The organism is Mucilaginibacter sp. GW822-FHT03E02, assembly GCF_058801545.1.
This window is the reverse complement of sequence record NZ_JBXANJ010000003.1, coordinates 1-20,425: the sequence shown is the minus strand read 5'-3', so window position 1 is coordinate 20,425 and position 20,425 is coordinate 1. Positions and strand designations below refer to the sequence as shown.

The following is a 20,425-nucleotide window of genomic DNA, read 5'->3' as shown; positions in this document are numbered from 1 at the left end:
CAGGCAACCAATACGGTTTTTAGGTCGTAATGACTTTAAATGCCCCAGGATAATGTTGGTTAACAAAGCAATCTTTTACATCAATAAATTAAAGCAAAAAGTGGATTGGAAGCTGCTGGCATTTTTGCTTTTGTTTTTAAACGTAAAAATCGGCATCAAGATCCCGGTTGTCCTGCTGTTCACACTCCTGCAGTTTAATTTCAAATTCGGTTTTAGTTTCAAAAACTCCCGGTTGCCCCTGTTTTATCCACTGGTAATTGCTATAGCGGTTATTAACTGGTTGATAGGCAAAAATTATACGCAACTTAATTATACCATTATGTTGTTGGCCGGCATAGGGTTTTGGATATTATGCATTCTTGCCATTCACCAGGTAAAACTGGCTGTTGAGCAAAACCAACCTGCGGTAATACATCAAACCATCCTTGTTTTTTTTATTATCAATGCATTATTCTCGGCGGGCAACCTGGCTGCTATATTTTTAGAGACCCATGCCATAAATCCTTATACCTACCAGGGCCAGCTGCAAAAGTATTTTTTAAACACCGGCGATTACATAAGGGGAGTAACTTTTGATACTTCGACAACCAACGCTATGCTAAATGCTTTTGGCGTAATCTACTTTTTAACGCGCAAAAACGCCATTATGCTTTTTGTGTGCATGGCTACGCTATTGTTTACGGGTAGTAATTTTATCAATATTGTTATCGTTATCGTTTTTTTACTGCTATTTGCTTTCAAAACAGATCGTTATCAAAAAAGCCTGATTGTAATTTGCCTGGTTTTTTTAGGCATTTTTATGGCGAAGATCTCGCCTCAAAATAACCAATATACAGCTAACGCCATTTCTATCCTGCTGCATAAAGATCCAAGCCCGGCAAAACCCTCAGTGTGGGCAAATATACCCGTGGAAGCGAGACCGGATAGTATATTAAGCTTTGATGAACGCCGGCAAAAACAGGCCATCATTTTCAGAGACAGCATTTATAAGGCAGCCCATCCAAAAAAAACAGAGATTATAAAGCCTCAGGATGAGCCTTACGAAACCGAAGGCGGCCGTATAGCCATTAAGGGCCCCGATATCAATTCGGCGCCTTATCAAAGCAGCACCCAAACCCCTCCCGAGCAAAAACAATTGGTGCAGTTTATAGATGAACACAAGGCGGCATTACCGGTTGCGGGGCAGGAAATTGTAGCGCCCAGGCAGGATAGGCCCGGCAAGCTGATTGGCTTTTTACAAACAACCAATTTTTTGCATCACCATATTGATAAAATAATAACCGGCACTGGTATCGGCAATTTTTCATCGAAGCTGGCTTTTAGGGCCACCGGGCTGGGGTTTGCGGGGGGCTATCCGCATAAATTTACCTACATCGGGCATGATTTTATGGTCAATCATCTCGATTTGTATCTCAATTATTTCAGCAAAAGGGCGGGCTTCCATTCGTTAACCAATAGCCCGTTTTCAGTTTACGACCAGTTGTTAGCCGAATATGGCCTTATTGGTTTACTCCTATTTGCCGTTTACTACCTTGGCTTTTTTGCCAGGCATTATAAAGCTTTAACCTACGGCCTGCCCCTTTTGCTGTTAATGCTGGCTGCATTTTTTATCGAGTACTGGTTTGAGCAGCTTTCGGTTATCGTATTTTTTGAACTGCTGCTACTGTTAAATATCAAAGAAACCCAATCACCTAAACCTTTGGTAAATGAATTTTAGCATCCCACAAATAACGGTACTGATGCCTGCCTACAACGCGGGCAAATATATTGGCGATGCCATAACATCGGTGTTGGAACAAACTTTTACTGATTTTGAATTACTTATTGTAAATGACGGCTCGACAGATAACACGATTGATGTTATCGGTTCATTTGATGATCCACGTATTGTGGTAATTTACCAGGATAACAAAGGTATTGCCGATGCCCTCAATAACGGGTTAAAATATGCCCGTGCCCCCTATATAGCGCGCTTTGATGCCGATGATATTTGCTACCCCGAACGACTGCAACTACAACATGATTTTATGATAGCCAACCCGGAGTACAGCGTAATTGGGTCTGCAGCAGATTATATTGATATGGAGGGGCAATTTTTGTTTACCCACAAGCCCCCCGCTTTTGATAACGACGAGATTCAGCAGTTAAAATATTCGGTTTGCCCATTCATTCACTCCTGTGTTTTTTACAAAAAAGATCTGGTGATTAGCAAAGGTGGCTATAATGAGCATGCCTATACCTTTGAAGACCATTTTTTATGGGTTAATATTTTAAAAGATCAAAAGGCATGCAACCTTGCGCAACCCTTAATTAAAGTAAGGCTAAACCCCGAATCAATCACTATTGACGAAAAATGGAGGCCGCGTAAATTCAGGGATATCAAATACGCCACACTTAAAAACCGCGTGATAAGTAAACGGGAAGGCAGTTTACTGGCGGAGATGGGCGAAAAACAATATTCAGCAAAAATAAAACAGGGTTCTTATTATGCGCTTTGTGGTAAAAAATTGCTGCTAAATAATTTCCAGCCTCAAAAGGCCCGCGTTCACGTAGCCAGGGCTATCAGCATCTCGCCTTTAAGGTTAGATAATTACCTGCTATATACGGTTAGCTACCTTCCCGAACGTGTAATTAATTGGCTGCATAAATTAATATCAGGAGGCGCTGCGATATGAAAGTTGCATTCATCACCCGGTCAACTTTATATACCGTGCCCGGCGGCGATACCGTGCAGGTGGTACAAACCGCGCGCCACCTAACTTTCATGGGCATTAGTGCCGACATAAAATTGGCAAATGAACGCATTAATTACAGCAATTACGATCTGCTGCATTTTTTTAACCTCAGCCGCCCTGCCGATATCTTATACCATAGTCATAAGGCCGAAAAGCCTTTTGTAATATCAACCATATTATGTAATTACAGCGAGTACGATCAGCAGCATCGCAAAGGTTTGGGCAGATTTTTTAAATACCTGCCGGCAGATGGCGTGGAATATGTTAAAACCATAGCCCGTTACCTGCTTGGCCGCGATAAGCTGGCCAGTACGGCCTATGCCTGGAAAGGGCAGCGCAAAAGTATATTGGATATTTTGAGCCGGACGGCTATGATATTGCCCAACTCAAGATCAGAGTATCAAAGGGTATTAAAAAATTACCCGGGCGAAGTAAAGCACATGGTAGTGCCCAACGGCACCGATCAGCATTTGTTTAAGTATGATGCTTCGGTAAAAAAAGATGATAAACTGGTGCTTTGTGTTGCCAGGATAGAAGGCATTAAAAATCAGCTGAACCTCATAAAAGCATTAAATAATACGCCTTACCGGTTGTTGCTTATTGGCACCCATGCCCCCAACCAGGCCGCTTATTACCAGGAATGTCGTAAAGCGGCTGCCGATAACATCACATTCATCGATCAGTTACCGCAATATGAGCTGGTAAAATATTATACGCAGGCCAGGGTACATGTATTACCAAGTTGGTTTGAAACCACGGGCCTCAGCTCGATAGAAGCTGCCCTGATGGGGTGCAGCGTGGTAATAAGCGACAAAGGCGATGTAAGAGAATATTTTGCCGACGATGCATTTTACTGCGACCCGGCAATACCGCAAAGCATTTTGGCCGCCGTTGAAAAGGCCAGCCTGGCTCCTGTAAACGAATGTTTACGGGATAAAATTTTACAACAATACACCTGGAAACAGGCTGCAACTCAAACTTTAAAAGCATATCAATCTGTATTATAACATGAAACTACGCATAGCCATATTAGGGACCAGGGGTGTACCAAATTACTACGGTGGGTTTGAACATATTTCAGAATATGTATCGGCCGGCCTGGTAAAGCGCGGCCACTCGGTAACGGTTTATAATTCGCATAATCACCCTTATCAGCAGGATAACTGGAACGGTGTGGAAATAAGGCACTGCTACGACCCTGAATACCTGGTTGGTACCGCCGGCCAGTTTATTTATGATATGAACTGCCTGTTAGACGCCCGCAAACGAAATTTTGACGTGGTAATGCTCATGGGCTATACCAGCAGTTCGGTTTGGGGGCAGCTTTACCCCAAAAACAGCACCATTATTACCAACATGGACGGCATGGAGTGGAAGCGGACCAAATATTCTAAACCAGTACAGCAATTTTTGAAATATGCAGAAAAACTGGCAGTTAAACATAGCGATTATTATGTTGCCGATTCAAAGGTGATAAAGGCTTATCTGAAGGATAAGTATAACATCAATAGTAAATATATCCCCTATGGAGCAGATATTTTTACCGATTTTGAGCGCGAACAATATGATGTGGACGAAGCGCTTAAAGAGGACTATTTTTTGTTGATGGCGCGCATGGAGCCCGAAAATAATATTGAGGCCATCCTGGAAGGTTTTAACAGAAGTAATTCGGGCAAAAAATTTAAAGTTTTGGGCGATACCAGCAATCGTTTTGGCAAGTTCATCACTAATAAATTTGCCAACGATGAGCGTATACAATTTAAAGGTGCCATTTTTGATACACCTAAAGTACGTTCATTACAAAATAATTCTTACCTCTATTTTCACGGGCATAGTGTTGGAGGCACCAATCCATCGCTGTTAGAGGCGATGGCCAGCGAGGCGCTGATAGCTGCGCATAATAACCCTTTTAATAAATCGGTGTTAAATACAGATGCATTTTACTTTTCCAACGCAGCCGAAGTTACCCACCTGGTAGAGAATGTACAGCGTAAAGCACCCGAAAAAAACATGGTGATGAATAACCTGCATAAAATTCAATATCAGTTTAACTGGGAACGCGTAATTGACCAATACGAGGAGTTTATCATCGAAAGCTATAAACATAAAAACTATGAAGCAATTATTGCTGATAAATGATAGTAACGCTAACAAGGTAAGTTATTACCACATCATGCTGCTGATGGCAAGCCTGCCGTTTGACAGGTTTTACAGTCATATTATACTCATTAGTTTTATTGCGCATACGCTTATCCATTTGCGAAAGGAAAAGCTAAGGGCTGTATTTACATTAAAAACCGCATTACTACAGTCTGTTTTTTTTGTTACGCTTATTGCCACGATTTACTCCCGGTACCCTGCCGAAGCTTTTAACGAATGGGTGTTGCGTTTGCCTGTATTGATTTTTCCGGCAATTTTGTTGCTCAATAACCTCGATATAAAAAAATACAAGGCTAATCTTTTATTGGCTTTTGGGTTGGTGTGTACGGCAACCATCATCTACCTGTATATTGATGCCCTCTTTACTATTAAATATTACCATTTGCCGTTTAAAACTATTTTTTCGCCGGCGTTTACCAATCATAATTTCTCGGAGCCGCTTGATATACATGCCACTTTTTTTTCCTTACAGCTGGTGATAGCACTGGTGTACCTGTTAACATTATTGTTTAAACCGCTACCATTACCTGTTAAATTAATTTACTGTGTTTGCAGCCTCATATTGTTATGCGGGCTTATCCAGCTAAGTTCAAAATCAATACTGGCAGTTTTGTTTATAGTTATTAACCTGGTGCTGCCGTATTGCTTGCTCAATGGTAAAAACAAGCTGAAGTTTATATTGGCCGGCATTGCTATATCTGGGTTGGCTTTTATAATAGTTTTAAATGAACCTTCGTTCAAAGAACGCTATTTAACCAGCTTGACGGATGATTTTTCGGCATTTAAACCAGGCGAAAGTACCGACTCGCGCCTGGCCCGTTGGCAGGTGGTAGCCAAACTTATTAAACAGAAGCCTTTAATTGGCCATGGCTCCGGTGCTGAGCAGCTATTGTTACATGATGAATTTTTTAAAGCTAAAATGTACGACTCTTTTTTAGCCAATTTAAACTCCCACAACCAATACCTCAGTTTTCTGGTAAAATCCGGTATATGGGGACTGCTTGTTTATTTGGTAACACTTGGATATGGTTTTAAAATCGCCGTCCAAAAAAAAGATGTGGTGTTTATCAGTTTTATGCTGCTGATTACCATTGTTTCGCTATCAGAAAATGTGTTGGATGCCGATAAGGGTGTTATGTTTTACAGCTTATTTTTTGCCTTCCTGTTGTTTTCAGGCGGCGAAGAGAAGCCCGGAGCGAGCGTTAAAAATAAAAGCCCCGAATATTTAAAGGAAGTGGCAACCAAGAGTTTAGCGCTTACGTCATACTAATGTTGTGCCGCCTATAAAATGGCGGATAGTTTTTAGTCGAAAGTCCTAAGTTACAATCTGGTACAGGCGAGTTTAGACTCAGAACTTACGACTTAATACTATAAATATGCAGATCAGGTCCGTTTTTAATCAACCAAGCTTCAATACCGTGTCAGAAATTAAAAAGAACATATTAACTACCCTGGCCTATTTTGATGCATTTAACTATCCGCTCACCCGCGAAGAGGTATGCTTGTTTTTGCCGGTGAAATTTGAGCGCAAAACGTTTGACGATGCCATGACCTGCCTGATTGAGACCCGGATGGTATACCGTTTTGATAAATTTTACTGCTTAAAAAACGACCAATACCTGGCGCAGCGCCGTAATAAAGGCAACCAAAAGGCTATTGAAATGATAAGTACAGCACGCAAGGTTGGTAGCTTGCTTATTAATTTTCCTTACGTGCGGGGTATCGCCATTTCAGGCTCGCTGTCTAAAAATTATGCCGACGACCAATCAGATATCGACCTGTTTATAATTACCGCGCCAAACCGCCTTTGGATAGCGCGTACGCTGATGCATTTTTTTAAGAAATTAACCTTCGTGGTAAACAAGCAACATTGCTTTTGCATGAACTATTATGTAGATGAGCAAGCGCTTGAAATAGCCGAAAAGAATATCTATACCGCCACAGAAGTTGTTACACTGATACCTATCCAGGGCGACACTACCTTTGCTGATTTTTTTACAGCCAACGCCTGGACACGTAAATATCTGCCTAATCATATTATGCGGGTATCAACAGCTAAGTCGCTTAAAAATAACTGGTTAAAAAGCCTGGTTGAATTTTTACTTAATAATAAACTGGGCGATTTATTGGATGATAGTTTCATGAATATAACATCGCGCAGGTGGAATGAGAAAACCAGGCAAAAGAAACTTAATGATCATGGGGTATTACTGGCCATAGTTGCGGGCAAGCATTGCGCCAAGCCCGATCCGGGCAATTTCCAATCAAACCTGATTAAGCGCTTTCAAAATAAAGTAGCCCAGTTGCTTGCCGAAGACCATCATAGCTTGGCCAATTGATAGTAAAAGCTTAAAGCAGAATGCACAAAGCTGAAAGCCCGGAACATGGTCTTCAAGTTAATAAAGGTCTTTATAACGGCTCAACGTTTTTTATCTTCTTTTTAGATACCACAAGCCCGGTTACCACCAACACCGTTCCGGCAATTGCGTAAACCGAGATTTGTTCACCAAGTAAAAGGTAACCAAAACCATACCCAAATACAGGCGTAAGGTAAAGCCATGTGCCGGCGGTAACGGCATCCTGGCCAACCAGGTATAGCCACAGCTGGTTGGCGATAAATGAGAGTACCACAATTAGCCAAAAGAGGGATAAAAACAGGTTGACGTTAATGTGGTGAACATGCTGCTGGCCAAACAGCGGGCAAAACGGCAACAAAATTATGCCACCTACAAATACCTGCCAGATATTGAATGATACATTAGGTAGGCTGATACTTAATGTAGAGAAGTAAACACTGCTTGATGCATAGGCAAAAATGTAAATAATCAGCAATATAATACCCAGGGGTTTTATACTGGCATTAGGCAATGCCGCTGCCGAAGCCAGCACCAGGCCGGTAAAAGCAATCAGCATCCCGATAATTTCGAACCGGGTAAGTTTCCGTTTAACAATTATTGACGAAAATAACGCGATTAGTAAAGGAGCAACCGCTATAAACAACATACTGATACCAGCCGAAGCGTATCGCTGGGCGGCAAAGAACGAACCCAATGTTAAGGTAGTGCATAAAAAGCCATAAATGACGATGCTTTTCCATTCGCTTTTAAGCGGCCAAAAACGTTCTTTCCTTACCAGGCCAAAAAAGGGTCCAAATATAAAACCTGTGGCAATAAAACGGATGCTGGCCAATATCAATGCATCTGCCGAGCGGATTCCGAATTTTACAGCGACAGAACCGGTTGCCCAAAGAATACTAAACAATAAACCGGGAAGAATTTTTTTTAACATGGGCACGATGATATGCCTGCAAAGATATTTTTTAATGATTTAAATTAAAGGGTTCTATGACGTTTTGTGTGGGTAACGCAGACGAGATGCTGATTTGCTTCTAAAGATATATTTTGTTGACACATCGGGGGCTTGTTCAACACGAATTAGAGGCGTAGCCTCGGTCAATTTTGTAGCCACGGGTTTTTAACCCGTGGAAAAAACGAGGAAAACGGGTGAGAGCCGTAGGTTCGATCCATATGAGCAATGCGTATATGTCGCTTTAACAAAATGAAAATACCTGGATTTACACCAAAATATGAGCCGTGCCGACGGCACTCTTGTCATATTTTGGCCAATCATCTACAATTATGTGTCGGGCCGATGGCCCTTAGGAAGAGAGTTATGTAGAAGCTAATTGAAATCGATCAACCCATACAAAGCTTAATCGAGCCAATTAAAGTCATTATTTCTTCTCCAGCGAGATTATAAAATAGTCGCCCATGTATTTCCAGGGCCAGGTTGCTTTAAGTCGATTTTCTTTTTCTGACAGGAATTTATATGCTTTGGGATGCTTTTCGGCAAAGCCTTCTATGTATGATGGTGGCACTATTGTACACAAGCCTTCAACGCCCAATACTTTAAATTTTTTTTGTAAAGTATTGATAATGAATGACGGTTTATAATAAAAACACTTAAAGTAGGCGCCTTCAATATGGGCAGACCTTCCTTTGCTGCTAAAAAATCGCCTGAATGCAGTTTTGAACCGTACTTTAAAAACAAGCAATGTTTCCCATAGGCAAAATGGGGATATGATAACTAAAGTCACGTTACCGCCGGGTTTTAAAAGACTATCAAATGATAACAAAACCTTTTCCAGCTCGCCGGTACAGTTCAAACCGCCAAAGTTGGAAAATATATGATCGTAGGGGCCTTTTTGTTTTAGCTGATCCAGTTGGGTAAATGAACAAATTTCGGTGCTTATATGATCTTTATAGGGTATTGCTTTTTGCCGAAGCTCTTGCTGCATTCCTGTTGATATGTCTGTAGCATGAACATGATATCCTTGTTGCGCAAAAAACAGGGCATCCTCCCCTGTCCCGCTGTTCAATTCGAGTATGCTGGCCGCTGGTTTTAAATATTGGAGCACATGCTCCCTTACCCTTGCCCTTTTGTAATTGATGATGATATTGCCCGAGTAAATTTCGTCAAATACCACAGATTGCCGGGTAAAGGCATCTGATGCGTTTGCTTCATTATTTACAAGGCTGATTTGGCTCATATAGTGTTCTCCAATTTTTGAAGCTTAAAACCTTCTATCAAAGTTGCAGGGGCATGATAAATAAACGACGCTGCCTTCCTGATACGTTTTAAACTGGGTTTAAATGGATTTTTCAATAGTTTTACCAGGCTGTTTTTGGCCAGGTGGGCATGATAATTTTGATGCACATAGCGGTGTAGCTGCTTATAATACGCCGGGCTAAACGTGTTACTAAACATCAGCGCCATCTCGTCAGAGTCTGTCCAGTTTGTTTTTTGGCGCAGGTCGGCTTTTACTTTTTCATAAAATAAAGTCCCTGGCAATGGGTACGATACAGATATGCCAATTTCATGGGGCAACAGATTATTGATCATGTTGATAGTAAGTGCGATATCCTCTTTTGTTTCGCCGGGATAACCAAACTGGATAAAGAAAGACGGCTTGATGCCGTGCTTTTTCATCAGCTGTGTGGCTGTTGCTATCTGTTCAATGGTAGTACCTTTATCCATCGCGTCCAGTATCTTCTGCGAACCACTCTCGGCGCCTATCCATACATTTTCGCAGCCAGATGCGGCCAGTGCAGCCACGTCTTCAGCATCCAGCAACAAATCCGCCCGCGACTGGAGTTTGTACCTGAACTGCAGCTCCTCCTTTTTTACCAGTTGGGCAAACTGTTTTACCCAACCTGGTTTCAATCCAAAAATATCGTCGCAAAACCAAATATGGTCCATGTTGAACATGGTTTTTAAAAGCTTAAGCTCGGCAATCACATTTTCGGGGCTGCGGGAGTTATAGCGGTTGCCATAAATCGGTTTAGCGCACCAGTTGCATTTAAAAGGGCAGCCACGGGTAGTACCAACGTTCATCGAGAAATATCCCGCATGTTTAAGCCAGCTTTCGCGGTAAGGGTTAATATCAACCAGGTCCCAGGCAGGTAGCGGCAAAGTATCAAGGTCTTTGAGCACCGGCCTTGCAATGGTTTTAAAAGGGATATTATTTTTAATATAAGCAAGTCCCTGTATTTGCGCGATATCTTCAATACCACTTTTGATGGCGTTGGTAAGTTCCAACAGCGTTTGTTCAGCCTCGCCGATAATTACAAAATCGGCCCCCTCGTTCAAATACTCCTTGTATCTGTCGGTCGAGTCGGAACTGGATACAATTACGGTGCAACCGCTTTCTTTGGCCAGCTTACACATTTTAAAAGCGGCTTCGCGCATATTGGTAAGGCACATTTTGGTGAGATAGTTGAAGCCATCATCATAAATCACAAAAAAGCCTGGTTTATTTTGGGTTATGGCGGGTATAACATCATCTGCGGAGTGCGAAAACATGTTATCAAAAAACGATATATTATAACCATGCATCCGCATATTGGATGCGGCATATAATGTGCCCAGTGGTGCATAAGGCTGGCCTATTGCCCATTGCTTGGGATCGAACCGTAAAAAGTAAGAATGAGTGAACAATATATTATTTAACTGCTCCATAAAAATTAAGATAGACGGGTTAATGGCGACAGGTTAAGCGAGCAAACACATTTTAAACAGGTTGGATGCGTTGATGTATTCAACGATTTGCGGAAGGCGATAGCATCAGGGCTATTTAAAATTACATCAAGCGATGAATCCCTGATGTTACCCATCGGCTCCAAAAAGAAACAAGGTCTAACCGTTCCATCAGCTTCAATAACAGTTGATACCCATGGCGCGTTGCATTTTTTAAACGGGAATTCATTCAAACCATAAAAAGCCGCATAATAATGGTAGATGTCCTGGATCTTCTCTTTGCTTTCGGCAATAAAACCATTGTGAAAATCTTTGTCAAATTCTTCAAACAGGTAACTGATTACTTCGCAAAGTTCGGGCAATTCCTTTTCCGATACCAGGATCTCGTTTTGTTTAGGCTCGGCCCATGCCTGTTGCCGGTTAAAAGCGTGACTGCTTACATCGGCAGGTAAAAAGCTTACCTGGTTAAGTCCCATCTTTTTGGCTTCGGCAATAATATTGGCCCAGTTGCGGTAGTTTAACCGGTGTATCACGGTTCGCCCGGTTATCCGGTAAGCAGGGTTGAGTTTTTTGATGTACTCCACTCCTTCTTTCAGCTTTTTAAAGGCATTTGGCACATTGCGGATGGCATCATGCAGCGGCTCGTCGCCATCAATAGAGACGATTACCTCGTTAACGTATTTCAGAATATCGCCGGCATTATTTTTTATAGATAAACCAGTAGTCAATAACACCACGCTAATGCCTGCATCTTTTAAAATCCGGCATAATGTAAAAAAGTTGGCGTTCAGCAAAGCCTCTCCGCCCGACATGAGCACTTGCGTGGTGCCCAATGATTTTAATGAGGTTAATAGTCCGGTGATATCGGCTTCGGTCAGTTGCTTCAGGTTTTTATTATCTTTCCAGATGTCACACATTACACAACGGCAGTTACAGGCGCTGTGGGGCATTAATATTACAATAGGCAAGGCTGTTACCCTGTGCGTTTGCAGGGTGCGGTAGCGCTTAAAAGTATGTAATACGTTTTGCCCGGTCATTGGTCAGGGTTTAATTTTAATCCAGTAAAAAATGTTTCTTTTGATGATCTTATTTAAAAAGGAGGTAGGATTAAACATCACCTTGTGCTTATAATGCATCACCTGTTTTAATGGATGATGAAAATAGTACTGCGCCATCTGCGGAAAGTCTATTGATGTAAAATAATCCTTACTCCTTTCGGCTGCTATTTCAACTTCACCAGAATGATAAAAATGGGTATCGAGCACGTGTACCCGCCCGGCGGAGGTAAGCAAACTGAATGCATCAGCCATAACGTCCTTAATGCAGGGGAAGTATTGAATAGATGCAGCAAAAATGATGACATCAAATTGCGTTCCCCCGGCAAACGAAGTACCGCTAAACGGGGCGTGGATAAATTTAAGGTTCTTTTTTTTAAACACCCTGCTTGCCTGCTCAATTTCCACACCATTAGGATCAATCCCGGTTACTTTGGCTTTAGGGATATCAGCAAGTTTGGCCGAAAGCCAGCCGTTGCCGCAGCCAACCTCCAGGATATCCAATGAGCGGCGTTGTTTTTTTAGGAAAGCAATTAACTGCTCAGCAGAATGCTTTCTCATTTTCCACTCCTTATGATACCGGTGGCCGGAATCAATTTCAGGCAGGTGCGCTACTTGTTTGTTTGTATACAGCCTGCCTTCTTTATCGCGCACGGCAACATACATGGCCTCAAATGCATCATTGGCTATTGGGCTATTACTTATGGCAATATCGTTTCTTTCGGTGTTCAATTATTATCAAGCTAAGTTTAAAAACCTTGTATTTCGGGCTGGCGGTATTCCCATAATCGTTGCAGCAGTTTTATTTCGTAAGGGTATTTGTACAGGTTTGCTTTGTAACGTACAGTAGATACAAACTTTATGGCCCTTCTTTTCAGCTCATTAAGCTTAATATCCGTAACGGTTGGATATACACCATTAAGCACAGTCTCAAAATTCCTGATCTTATCAATCATTTCCGGCGTTAGCCAGGGGGTAAGCGGGTTTTTACGCAGGTCGAAATTTTCCCAGGCTGGGCTTACCCAGTCGTCGAGGGTTTTAGGGTATTCAAAACCCTGTGCCTGCACTTGCTTAAACAGTTCCGAGCCTTCTGTGGGCACAGGTGTGTAAGTGTATATTACAATTTCGGTTTTTGGGTTAACCGCCTTCACCTTTTTAATAAAATCAATTTCAAAATCTATTCCCGCCTGTACCTTTTCGGGCGTTGCTGCCGGTGTTCCTAATACAAAAGAATATTCGGGGATGATATCAAATTGCTTTAACCGTTCGGCAAACCGCAATATCTGTTCGCCGGTTTGGGTACCGCCCTTGTCCATTTGCTCCAATACTTCATTATTACCACTTTCGGCACCAAAAAAAATACATTTACAACCCGATTTACGAATTTGCTCCAGTGAGCTATCTTTAAATTTATCCATGGTATCAATACGGGCCATGCCCCACCATGTCATATTTTCGGGCTCAATCAGCCTGGCAAAATCAACGGAGCGTTTTTCTGATACGAAAAAGTTATTATCATGAAATTCAATGGCATCAGCGCCGTATTTATCTTTAATGTATTTAACATCCTGATAAACTTTAATTGCCGATTTTGCTTTCCAGCGAGCCTCGTATATGGGCACCACCGCGCAAAACGAACAGGTGAACGGACACCCGATGCTTGAATGGTAGGCCATCGTTTTTTCACCCAGGTAGGTTTTACCCAAAAACTTTTGTAAGGGATAAAAATTATTCAGCTTATCATATGGCAAGGGCGGTAACGAATCCTGATCTAATAAGTCTTCTTTTATGGCTTTAGTGATCTTTCCATCTACCTTATAAATCAGGTTTTTTATAAACTCGTAAGGCTGATTATTCTCCAGCGCATCTATCAAACGCGGAAAAGCGTTATCACCAGGGCCGTTAATAATAAAATCAACATAACCCGAATCTAAAACAGCCTTGGGCTGATTGGATGGAAAGTACCCTCCCCAAATCATTGTTGTATTGGGGTATTTTCGTTTAATTTCCTTACAAATAGGTATAGCTGCTTTTAACTGGGGGCCGGGCATCACTGTAAAACCCAGGTAACTAAATTCGCCTGTTTTTAAATAGCTGTCTATTTTGTTCCAGGCATCTGCTTCACAATTACCATCAACAATAACCCATTCATATTTACCATCAACAGATGCCGCTATATTTAAAATAGAGTTTGGTATCCGGTACTTGGCATTCGCGCTTTTAGGGTTATAGAGTAAGATCTTATTCATGTGTTATTGGCAATTAATGGCAACGGCGGATGTTATTTCCGCCGTCGCCAACCCAGATCAACATTAAACTATTCATAATACATTACGGTGGCAAAACAGCGGAGGTTGCCTGTGGCAAAATAAAAAGAGCGGGGCAACCCTAAGGCTCGCATGGCCGTTATGTTATAAAAACGCGTACAATGCTGGCAACCGTTAAAAACTATATAAAAAGCAAAATAACCACCCCGGTAACCGAAAAAGGCGTGGTGGAGGCTTACGACCTGTGGGCTTCTGACTACGATATGCAGCCCGGCAACCTCATGCTGCACCTTGACGGGATACTTTTTAAAGGCTTGTTAGATGGCTTGGATTTGAAAGGCAAACTGGTTGCCGATATAGGCTGCGGTACAGGCAGGCAATGGCCCGCTATATTTAATAAACAACCGGCGACGCTGACAGGTTTTGATGTATCTGCCGGGATGTTAAAAAAGCTGAAGGATAAATATCCTGACGCTTATACACGCAAAATTACCGATAACTTGTTTTCGGATATTGCCGACGGCTCTTTTGATATTATAGTTTCAACACTCACCGTTGCCCATATTGAAGATATAGACGAAGCGATGCACGCCTGGAGCCGTTTGCTTAAACCCGGAGGCGAGATCATTATCACCGATTTTCATCCGCATACGCTGGCATCAGGCGGCAAGCGTACCTTTAAACACGGCAATACATTAATGGCGGTGCGTAATTATGTCCACCCCATATTTACCATTAAAGAAGCGCTCATAGCTAATGGTTTTAAGCTGATAACCCAGCAGGAAATAAAAATTGACGAAATCATGAAGCCATTTTATGCAGATGCCAACGCACTGCATGTTTACGAAAAATACCTGGGCTTCCCCGTTATTTATGGTATTCATTTAATAAGAAAAAAATGATACTGGGGAATGTGGTATCCGCCGACAGCGAGCAAACGTTTGATATTAAAATTGAAGGCGGGAAGATTGATACCGTAAGTTTAACAGCTTTAAACGCTGATGACCAGTTATCGCTTTATTTTGAAAACTCCATCATTTTTCCCGGACTCATTAACTCGCACGATCACCTTGATTTTAACCTTTTTCCGCAACTGGGCAACCGGGTTTATAATAACTATACCGAGTGGGGTGCAAACATTCACCGGGAGTTTAAAAAAGAAATTGCAGCTGTACTTAACGTGCCCCGCCACCTGCGAATACTTTGGGGGATATACAAAAACTTATTGTGCGGCGTTACAACCGTGGTAAACCACGGGGAGCGGTTAAACATTGACAACGCCCTGTTGAATATTTTTGAGGAAACACAAGATCTGCATTCCGCATCGTTTGAAAAGCTTTGGAAATTAAAGCTCAATAATCCATTAAAACGAAAATTACCCGTAGTTATCCATACAGGTGAAGGATCAGATGAACTGGCCTCGCGCGAAATAGATGAACTGATTAGCTGGAATAAATTTGGCCGCCCCCTGGTTGGCATACACGCTGTAGCCATGAGCAAGCAACAGGCCCCGTATTTTAAGGCTTTAGTATGGTGCCCGGAGTCGAACTTTTACTTGTTGAACAAAACGGCAGAAATTCATAAATTAAAGCCGTTTGCCGATATTCTTTTTGGAACCGACTCTACCCTTACCGGCAGTTGGAATATATGGGACCACATCAGCATGGCACGTAATATCGGTATGCTAAGCGACCAGGAACTATATCAATCGCTCAACAAAACGGCCGCAAAAGCCTGGAATATGAATACCGGCGAAGTTATTGCCGGCAAATACGCCGACCTGGTTATCGCGAAAGCAGACAGTGCCAATGACTATAATGACGTTTTTTTTGCTACCCGGCTGGTTGATATCCAAATGGTGATTCACCGGGGAAACATCCGGCTGTTTGACCAGGACCTGTTTATTGCATTAGCAGGTGGATTAAAGGGAAAATCCTTTAGTTTGATAAAGGTGGATGGTGCCTATAAATATGTTGAAGGAGATATCGGGGAGTTAATGGCCTCCATTCAATCGTACTTGCCGGGTGTTGTTTTCCCGGTTACCTTTATACAACATCAAATTATCTAAAATTGATAAAACTGGTTGACCTTGTTTACTATTCGCATTTAAACTATACCCGGCCACAGGACGTAACAGAAAAACATGCCCCGGCGCTGGCCTTTGCTCCCTACCTTAAGAATAAGCTTGATTTTACATTTGTAAAGCACGCCGCTTTTGAGCAGCATGTGGTGATGGATACGATACCCTATTATTTTTTTAAGGGCAATAACAGATTCTGGTCGATAACCATAAAAACGCATCGCTTTATAAAAAAACTGAAGCCCGATATCGTAATGGTACAAGGCCTGGTATTCCCATTACAGGTAATGTTTTTAAGATTGCTTTGCGGCAACAAGTTTAAGCTGATCATACAGCATCATGGCGAACTACCTTCAGGGGGATTAAAAGGCCGGCTGCAAAAGATGGCCTGCACTATAACGGATGCATTCCTTTTTACGTCGGCCGGCAATGCGGATACCTGGAAACAAAAAGGCATTATAAACCCTGATGCCCGGATATTTGAGTTATTAGAAGCTTCTACAGCCTTTAAACCCGTTGATAAAGAGCTTGCTAAGAAGCATACCGGGGTTACCGGCGATGCAAACTTTATCTGGGTGGGCCACCTAAATGCAAATAAAGACCCTTTAACCGTTTTAAAAGGTTTCCGGGATTACCTGCCTGCAAACCCGGGTGCAAAATTGTACATGATTTACCAAAGTGAAGTACTTTTAAGCGATATAGAAGAGCTGATAACGTCTTCCGCCCAACTACGGGATGCCGTTATTTTAGTAGGCGAAGTTGCAAATAACGATTTGCCTTATTGGTTTAGTGCAGCAGATTTTTATATATCGGGCAGCCATAAAGAAGGCAGCGGCTATGCTTTGTTAGAGGCTATGGCCTGCGGTTGTATCCCCATTGTTACCACCATCCCATCTTATCAAAAAATCACAGTCAACGGTCAGTATGGTTTTTTATATCCTGCAGGTGATGCCAATGCTTTGGGTCAAACTCTTAAAGCGCTTGAGGGCACAGACTGGCAAAAGCTTTCGGCAGCTGTTTTAAATCATTTTAACAAAAAACTAAGCTTTAAAACCATAGCCGATGACCTGGTTGATATTTGCCATCAATTAACCGATAAATAAGCCGGTAACACGGGCCGCTATCTCTTCGGTAGTGTATATCAGCACGGGCTCATGTTTCAGTTGCTTATCATTCAACATTGCTTTGATAATAACCGGCAGGTCTTCAGCATTGCCGGGAACGTGATGCTGTGTGGGCCTTACATTCATTCCGTTAACCAGGCTCACCACCTGGCAGCCCGCATATAAGGCCTCGCTTAAAACAGTACTATAACCCTCATAAGCCGATGTATGCAAAAATATTTTCGAACGCTGCATCATCGCCAACACCTCCGGGTGCGGTAATTCACCTTTTAATTCGATGTTATTTTCCAGCCCAAGCTTATTTATTTGTTTTCTCAATTTTTCCATTTCCGGGCCTTTACCACATATTACCGTTTTTAATTCCGGAAATTCAGCAACCAGGCTTTTTATAATATTTACAAAAAGGCCATATTGTTTAAGCGGGATGAGCGAGCCTGCACCCACAATGTCGATATCCCGGTCAACCACCCCGGCACCAAAAAGCGTTACATCAATACCTGTAGGGATAACATGCGCCGGCTGAATACCATAGTTTATCCTGAACTCCCTGGCCAAAAAATCGGATATCGCTATTACCGAGCTACCCTCGGGTTTTATCCGGTTAACATACTCATTACCGGCTTTTGCATCCTGCCCAAGCAACCACGGATAATGTGGTAAACCGTATTTTTTTGCAAAGCGGTTGCCAATAAAGGCGCACTCCCCCATCCAAAAGCTTAATAAACCCACAAGTTTGTACCCGGCATTCAGTTCTTTTAAGTTTTGCCATACCCGCCGCCAGGTTATCAGCCTGAAAAGCTGCCCCTTGCCCTTACCTGCTATCGCAATAACCTCAACCCCGTGCCAGTAATACCGGGATGCTGTAAAAGGGTATTGAAAGCTAATTACGATGATATGTAAGAGTGGATTGTGCTGTTTTAAAGCTTTTACAAAAATCTGCATAGGCGGTAAACATGTGGTATCGTTACCGTTTGCGGGGAAGCCCGGGGTTAATATGACCAATGCTTCAGGCTTATTCATTTATTAAGGGGATTATTTTGTTGCAATGCTTCAGGCTTGCAATGTTGTGTGTTATAAAAAATATGATCTTACCCTGGGCTGTTAATTGCTTTAGCTGGATAAGGATCGCTTCTTCGGCCTGCTGATCCATTTCGCCAAACGGTTCGTCCATGATCAGTACATCAAAGTCGTGGTACAGCGCCCTTGCCAGGGCTATGCGCTGTCTTTGCCCGCCGCTTAGGTTTTTGCCGTTTTCGCGTACTATTTTATTTATGCCTTCGGGATAGCCGGATAGTAAGGTGGCAAGCCCGCAAAAAAGATATCGCCTCATCCAGTTTTTATGGTATCATATTCCTGGTCGTCAGTAAGCGTAATGTTTTTGAGGATGGTATCGTGAATAAAATAGTTTTGTTGTTTTACATAAGCTATTTTTTTCCAGTACTGCTGTCTTTTACGGGTATCCGCTTGTTTTCCGTCTATATAAATATAACCCGATTGAGGCGTTAAAAAACCAAGCAGTAAATTAATGACGGTTGTTTTGCCCCGGCCGGAGGCTGCCGATAAGCCAACAAAATCGCCCGCGCAAATATCGAAGCTGATGCCGGATAATTACTGGTTGGTCTGCGTAACTAAAATAAACATTGTGAAAACGGATAGAACTGATAGGTTCAGCAATATTAAGCATACCCGCTTTTGGCAACGTGCCGGGTTCTTTTACAGCAAGCAAATCATTAAGGGTAAATTCATAGGTTTTTATTTGCCCCATACTATTGAGGATTTTAATAATACCGGGAATGATTTTTGTAGGCAGCTGTAATAAAAACGCCAATGGTAAGCACATCAACTACTGCCCCACGTACAGCCCATTTATTGACCAGCACAAGGATAAAAAAACCAAAAATGGCAAAAATCTCCACCAATCTTGCTGGCAGCCCCTGCAGTGTTTGTTGCGTTGCTATATTGTTATTAAGCTGCTGCTGGTAATCGGCGTATCTATCGGCCAGGAATGTGTGCTTGTTGTAAATGTTGCTTTCTATGAAACCGGCTAACGACTCCTGTAAATATTGAATGCTTTTTTCGCTTGCAATTTTTGTTTGTTCGCGCACCTGTTTCGATTTCCGTTTGATAAAATAGGCAAGGATAATTATGGGCGGTAACAACACCAGCAGCAATAAAAAAAACAGCAATGGCTGGTAAATCAATATGGCGCCAATGGTAAATAAAATGAGCAGGCTTTGCGATATAATTTGCTGTACATTATTGAGGATGTAATGGCTAAATTCGATAGGCTGCTGGCTTACCCGGCGGATGTGTACAGATGAATCGACATTGACAAATTTGATATACTCATCTTTAAGATAATGAAGGATATTCCTTTTCGACAAGCGCGATGCTACCCCGTAAAAAAATGATGCTGAAACCGGGTAATGAGGTAGCCCAGCCAGTTTTTGCCGCAATACAGCAACATAAATATACCGATTGGCAGTATAGATTGCTGTTTAAGCCAGCTTAGCTGTAATAAATGATGTTGAACTGGAGTGCCCGAGGTGTAAAGCCCGATAATGATGAGCAGGGGCTCCTAAAAAGGCATATCAAGCACGCTGATAAACAGATCGAGCAGGATGAGCCGTGTACAACCTGTTTTTTTCGGTTACGCTAAGCAGCGAAAGTATTCCTTAAAAATGTGTTTCAAAATGCCGTAATGAAAGTCTTTTAGTACTTCATCATTACGGCACAGGGCGCATAATGGTTGCCCGTTATGTTAAGTCTTGAGTCCTAAGTCTGAAATCCCAAGTCAATAATAACATTTGACTCTTCAAACTCAGAACACAAGACTCATAACTCACTACTACTGCACAAGTTTAATCTCCACCCTCCGGTTCAAAACACGGCCTTCTTCGGTTGTGTTATCGGCAATGGGTTTGCTTTCGCCGAAACCCTTAACCGAAAGGTTATCTGTACTGATGCA

The 20,425-nt window shown here is 42.2% G+C and carries 20 protein-coding genes; 10 read left to right on the top strand and 10 right to left on the bottom strand.

Going from position 1 to position 20,425, the window contains the following annotated elements; all coding sequences use genetic code 11:
* The first annotated feature begins 52 nt into the window (after positions 1–52).
* The 6 genes from AC1RM2_RS32610 to AC1RM2_RS32585 all read left to right on the top strand — a co-directional run bounded on the left by AC1RM2_RS32610 (position 53) and on the right by AC1RM2_RS32585 (position 7,234).
* Positions 53–1,717 (top strand): hypothetical protein, encoded by a 1,665-nt coding sequence (locus AC1RM2_RS32610; RefSeq protein ID WP_492989314.1) that lies wholly within the window; start codon positions 53–55, stop codon positions 1,715–1,717.
* Positions 1,707–2,675, top strand: coding sequence for a glycosyltransferase family 2 protein (locus tag AC1RM2_RS32605; RefSeq protein ID WP_492989313.1), 969 nt, complete (start codon positions 1,707–1,709; stop codon positions 2,673–2,675). The genes AC1RM2_RS32610 and AC1RM2_RS32605 overlap by 11 nt, the downstream gene beginning before the upstream one ends.
* Positions 2,672–3,742, top strand: a complete 1,071-nt coding sequence (locus tag AC1RM2_RS32600; RefSeq protein WP_492989312.1) for a glycosyltransferase family 4 protein — start codon at positions 2,672–2,674, stop codon at positions 3,740–3,742. Before AC1RM2_RS32605 ends, AC1RM2_RS32600 begins: the two co-directional genes overlap by 4 nt.
* A 1-nt stretch (position 3,743) precedes the next feature.
* On the top strand, positions 3,744–4,874 hold the full coding sequence (locus tag AC1RM2_RS32595) for a DUF1972 domain-containing protein (RefSeq protein WP_492989311.1): 1,131 nt from the start codon (positions 3,744–3,746) through the stop codon (positions 4,872–4,874).
* The gene (locus AC1RM2_RS32590; RefSeq protein ID WP_492989310.1) at positions 4,849–6,165 is read left to right on the top strand and encodes an O-antigen ligase family protein; all 1,317 of its coding nucleotides are present in this window, start codon (positions 4,849–4,851) and stop codon (positions 6,163–6,165) included. The genes AC1RM2_RS32595 and AC1RM2_RS32590 overlap by 26 nt, the downstream gene beginning before the upstream one ends.
* 148 nt (positions 6,166–6,313) lie before the next feature.
* Positions 6,314–7,234 carry a hypothetical protein gene (locus tag AC1RM2_RS32585; protein WP_492989309.1) on the top strand — a complete coding sequence of 307 codons (921 nt, stop codon included), beginning with the start codon at positions 6,314–6,316 and terminating at the stop codon, positions 7,232–7,234.
* Positions 7,235–7,304: 70 nt separating this feature from the next.
* Here the strand turns inward: AC1RM2_RS32585 and AC1RM2_RS32580 are convergent, their stop codons facing one another.
* The 6 genes from AC1RM2_RS32580 to AC1RM2_RS32555 all read right to left on the bottom strand — a co-directional run bounded on the left by AC1RM2_RS32580 (position 7,305) and on the right by AC1RM2_RS32555 (position 14,235).
* Positions 7,305–8,183 (bottom strand): DMT family transporter, encoded by an 879-nt coding sequence (locus tag AC1RM2_RS32580; protein WP_492989308.1) that lies wholly within the window; start codon positions 8,181–8,183, stop codon positions 7,305–7,307.
* 445 nt (positions 8,184–8,628) lie between these two features.
* Entirely contained in the window at positions 8,629–9,444 is an 816-nt protein-coding gene (locus AC1RM2_RS32575; protein WP_492989307.1) for a class I SAM-dependent methyltransferase, read from the bottom strand.
* On the bottom strand, positions 9,441–10,913 hold the full coding sequence (locus AC1RM2_RS32570) for a B12-binding domain-containing radical SAM protein (protein ID WP_492989306.1): 1,473 nt from the start codon (positions 10,911–10,913) through the stop codon (positions 9,441–9,443). Before AC1RM2_RS32570 ends, AC1RM2_RS32575 begins: the two co-directional genes overlap by 4 nt.
* 5 nt (positions 10,914–10,918) lie before the next feature.
* The gene (locus AC1RM2_RS32565) at positions 10,919–11,968 is read right to left on the bottom strand and encodes a radical SAM protein (protein ID WP_492989305.1); all 1,050 of its coding nucleotides are present in this window, start codon (positions 11,966–11,968) and stop codon (positions 10,919–10,921) included.
* A 3-nt stretch (positions 11,969–11,971) separates the two neighbouring features.
* The gene (locus tag AC1RM2_RS32560; protein ID WP_492989304.1) at positions 11,972–12,718 is read right to left on the bottom strand and encodes a class I SAM-dependent methyltransferase; all 747 of its coding nucleotides are present in this window, start codon (positions 12,716–12,718) and stop codon (positions 11,972–11,974) included.
* Positions 12,719–12,735: 17 nt separating this feature from the next.
* Complete coding sequence (locus tag AC1RM2_RS32555; protein ID WP_492989303.1) at positions 12,736–14,235, bottom strand: B12-binding domain-containing radical SAM protein; 1,500 nt, start codon at positions 14,233–14,235, stop codon at positions 12,736–12,738.
* Positions 14,236–14,414: 179 nt separating this feature from the next.
* Between AC1RM2_RS32555 and AC1RM2_RS32550 the strand changes: the two genes are divergently transcribed.
* Genes AC1RM2_RS32550 through AC1RM2_RS32540 form a run of 3 tightly spaced genes read left to right on the top strand, consistent with a single transcriptional unit; the run spans position 14,415 to position 17,436 of the window.
* Positions 14,415–15,155, top strand: a complete 741-nt coding sequence (locus AC1RM2_RS32550; protein ID WP_492989302.1) for a class I SAM-dependent methyltransferase — start codon at positions 14,415–14,417, stop codon at positions 15,153–15,155.
* On the top strand, positions 15,152–16,321 hold the full coding sequence (locus tag AC1RM2_RS32545) for an amidohydrolase family protein (RefSeq protein ID WP_492989301.1): 1,170 nt from the start codon (positions 15,152–15,154) through the stop codon (positions 16,319–16,321). Before AC1RM2_RS32550 ends, AC1RM2_RS32545 begins: the two co-directional genes overlap by 4 nt.
* A gap of 2 nt (positions 16,322–16,323) precedes the next feature.
* Positions 16,324–17,436: a glycosyltransferase family 4 protein gene (locus tag AC1RM2_RS32540; protein WP_492989300.1), complete on the top strand. Its 1,113-nt coding sequence runs from the start codon at positions 16,324–16,326 to the stop codon at positions 17,434–17,436.
* On the opposite strand, the gene AC1RM2_RS32535 is transcribed toward AC1RM2_RS32540, so the two are convergent.
* From AC1RM2_RS32535 to AC1RM2_RS32525, 3 genes are read right to left on the bottom strand one after another with little or no spacing between them, the layout of a single operon-like run.
* Positions 17,422–18,477, bottom strand: coding sequence for a glycosyltransferase family 4 protein (locus AC1RM2_RS32535; protein WP_492989299.1), 1,056 nt, complete (start codon positions 18,475–18,477; stop codon positions 17,422–17,424). The genes AC1RM2_RS32540 and AC1RM2_RS32535 overlap by 15 nt on opposite strands.
* Positions 18,470–18,787 (bottom strand): ATP-binding cassette domain-containing protein, encoded by a 318-nt coding sequence (locus tag AC1RM2_RS32530; RefSeq protein ID WP_492989298.1) that lies wholly within the window; start codon positions 18,785–18,787, stop codon positions 18,470–18,472. Before AC1RM2_RS32530 ends, AC1RM2_RS32535 begins: the two co-directional genes overlap by 8 nt.
* Entirely contained in the window at positions 18,784–19,044 is a 261-nt protein-coding gene (locus AC1RM2_RS32525) for an ATP-binding cassette domain-containing protein (protein WP_492989506.1), read from the bottom strand. The genes AC1RM2_RS32530 and AC1RM2_RS32525 overlap by 4 nt, the downstream gene beginning before the upstream one ends.
* Here AC1RM2_RS32525 and AC1RM2_RS32520 point away from each other — a divergent pair.
* A complete protein-coding gene (locus tag AC1RM2_RS32520) occupies positions 18,983–19,273 on the top strand; it encodes a hypothetical protein (RefSeq protein WP_492989297.1) in 291 nt (96 codons plus the stop codon). The genes AC1RM2_RS32525 and AC1RM2_RS32520 overlap by 62 nt on opposite strands.
* Here AC1RM2_RS32520 and AC1RM2_RS32515 read toward each other — a convergent pair.
* The gene (locus AC1RM2_RS32515; RefSeq protein ID WP_492989296.1) at positions 19,236–19,841 is read right to left on the bottom strand and encodes an ABC transporter transmembrane domain-containing protein; all 606 of its coding nucleotides are present in this window, start codon (positions 19,839–19,841) and stop codon (positions 19,236–19,238) included. The genes AC1RM2_RS32520 and AC1RM2_RS32515 overlap by 38 nt on opposite strands.
* Positions 19,842–20,425: the final 584 nt, after the last annotated feature.

What these genes read in the sequence shown, in the direction of transcription:
- AC1RM2_RS32580 (WP_492989308.1), bottom strand. Translation starts at nt 8,183, where the DNA reads ATGTTAAAAAAAATTCTTCCCGGTTTATTGTTTAGTATTCTTTGGGCA.
- AC1RM2_RS32605 (WP_492989313.1), top strand. Translation starts at nt 1,707, where the DNA reads ATGAATTTTAGCATCCCACAAATAACGGTACTGATGCCTGCCTACAAC.
- AC1RM2_RS32530 (WP_492989298.1), bottom strand. Translation starts at nt 18,787, where the DNA reads ATGAGGCGATATCTTTTTTGCGGGCTTGCCACCTTACTATCCGGCTAT.
- AC1RM2_RS32545 (WP_492989301.1), top strand. Translation starts at nt 15,152, where the DNA reads ATGATACTGGGGAATGTGGTATCCGCCGACAGCGAGCAAACGTTTGAT.
- AC1RM2_RS32520 (WP_492989297.1), top strand. Translation starts at nt 18,983, where the DNA reads ATGACGGTTGTTTTGCCCCGGCCGGAGGCTGCCGATAAGCCAACAAAA.
- AC1RM2_RS32550 (WP_492989302.1), top strand. Translation starts at nt 14,415, where the DNA reads ATGCTGGCAACCGTTAAAAACTATATAAAAAGCAAAATAACCACCCCG.
- AC1RM2_RS32555 (WP_492989303.1), bottom strand. Translation starts at nt 14,235, where the DNA reads ATGAATAAGATCTTACTCTATAACCCTAAAAGCGCGAATGCCAAGTAC.
- AC1RM2_RS32590 (WP_492989310.1), top strand. Translation starts at nt 4,849, where the DNA reads ATGAAGCAATTATTGCTGATAAATGATAGTAACGCTAACAAGGTAAGT.
- AC1RM2_RS32600 (WP_492989312.1), top strand. Translation starts at nt 2,672, where the DNA reads ATGAAAGTTGCATTCATCACCCGGTCAACTTTATATACCGTGCCCGGC.
- AC1RM2_RS32535 (WP_492989299.1), bottom strand. Translation starts at nt 18,477, where the DNA reads ATGAATAAGCCTGAAGCATTGGTCATATTAACCCCGGGCTTCCCCGCA.
- AC1RM2_RS32570 (WP_492989306.1), bottom strand. Translation starts at nt 10,913, where the DNA reads ATGGAGCAGTTAAATAATATATTGTTCACTCATTCTTACTTTTTACGG.
- AC1RM2_RS32565 (WP_492989305.1), bottom strand. Translation starts at nt 11,968, where the DNA reads ATGACCGGGCAAAACGTATTACATACTTTTAAGCGCTACCGCACCCTG.
- AC1RM2_RS32610 (WP_492989314.1), top strand. Translation starts at nt 53, where the DNA reads ATGTTGGTTAACAAAGCAATCTTTTACATCAATAAATTAAAGCAAAAA.
- AC1RM2_RS32575 (WP_492989307.1), bottom strand. Translation starts at nt 9,444, where the DNA reads ATGAGCCAAATCAGCCTTGTAAATAATGAAGCAAACGCATCAGATGCC.
- AC1RM2_RS32595 (WP_492989311.1), top strand. Translation starts at nt 3,744, where the DNA reads ATGAAACTACGCATAGCCATATTAGGGACCAGGGGTGTACCAAATTAC.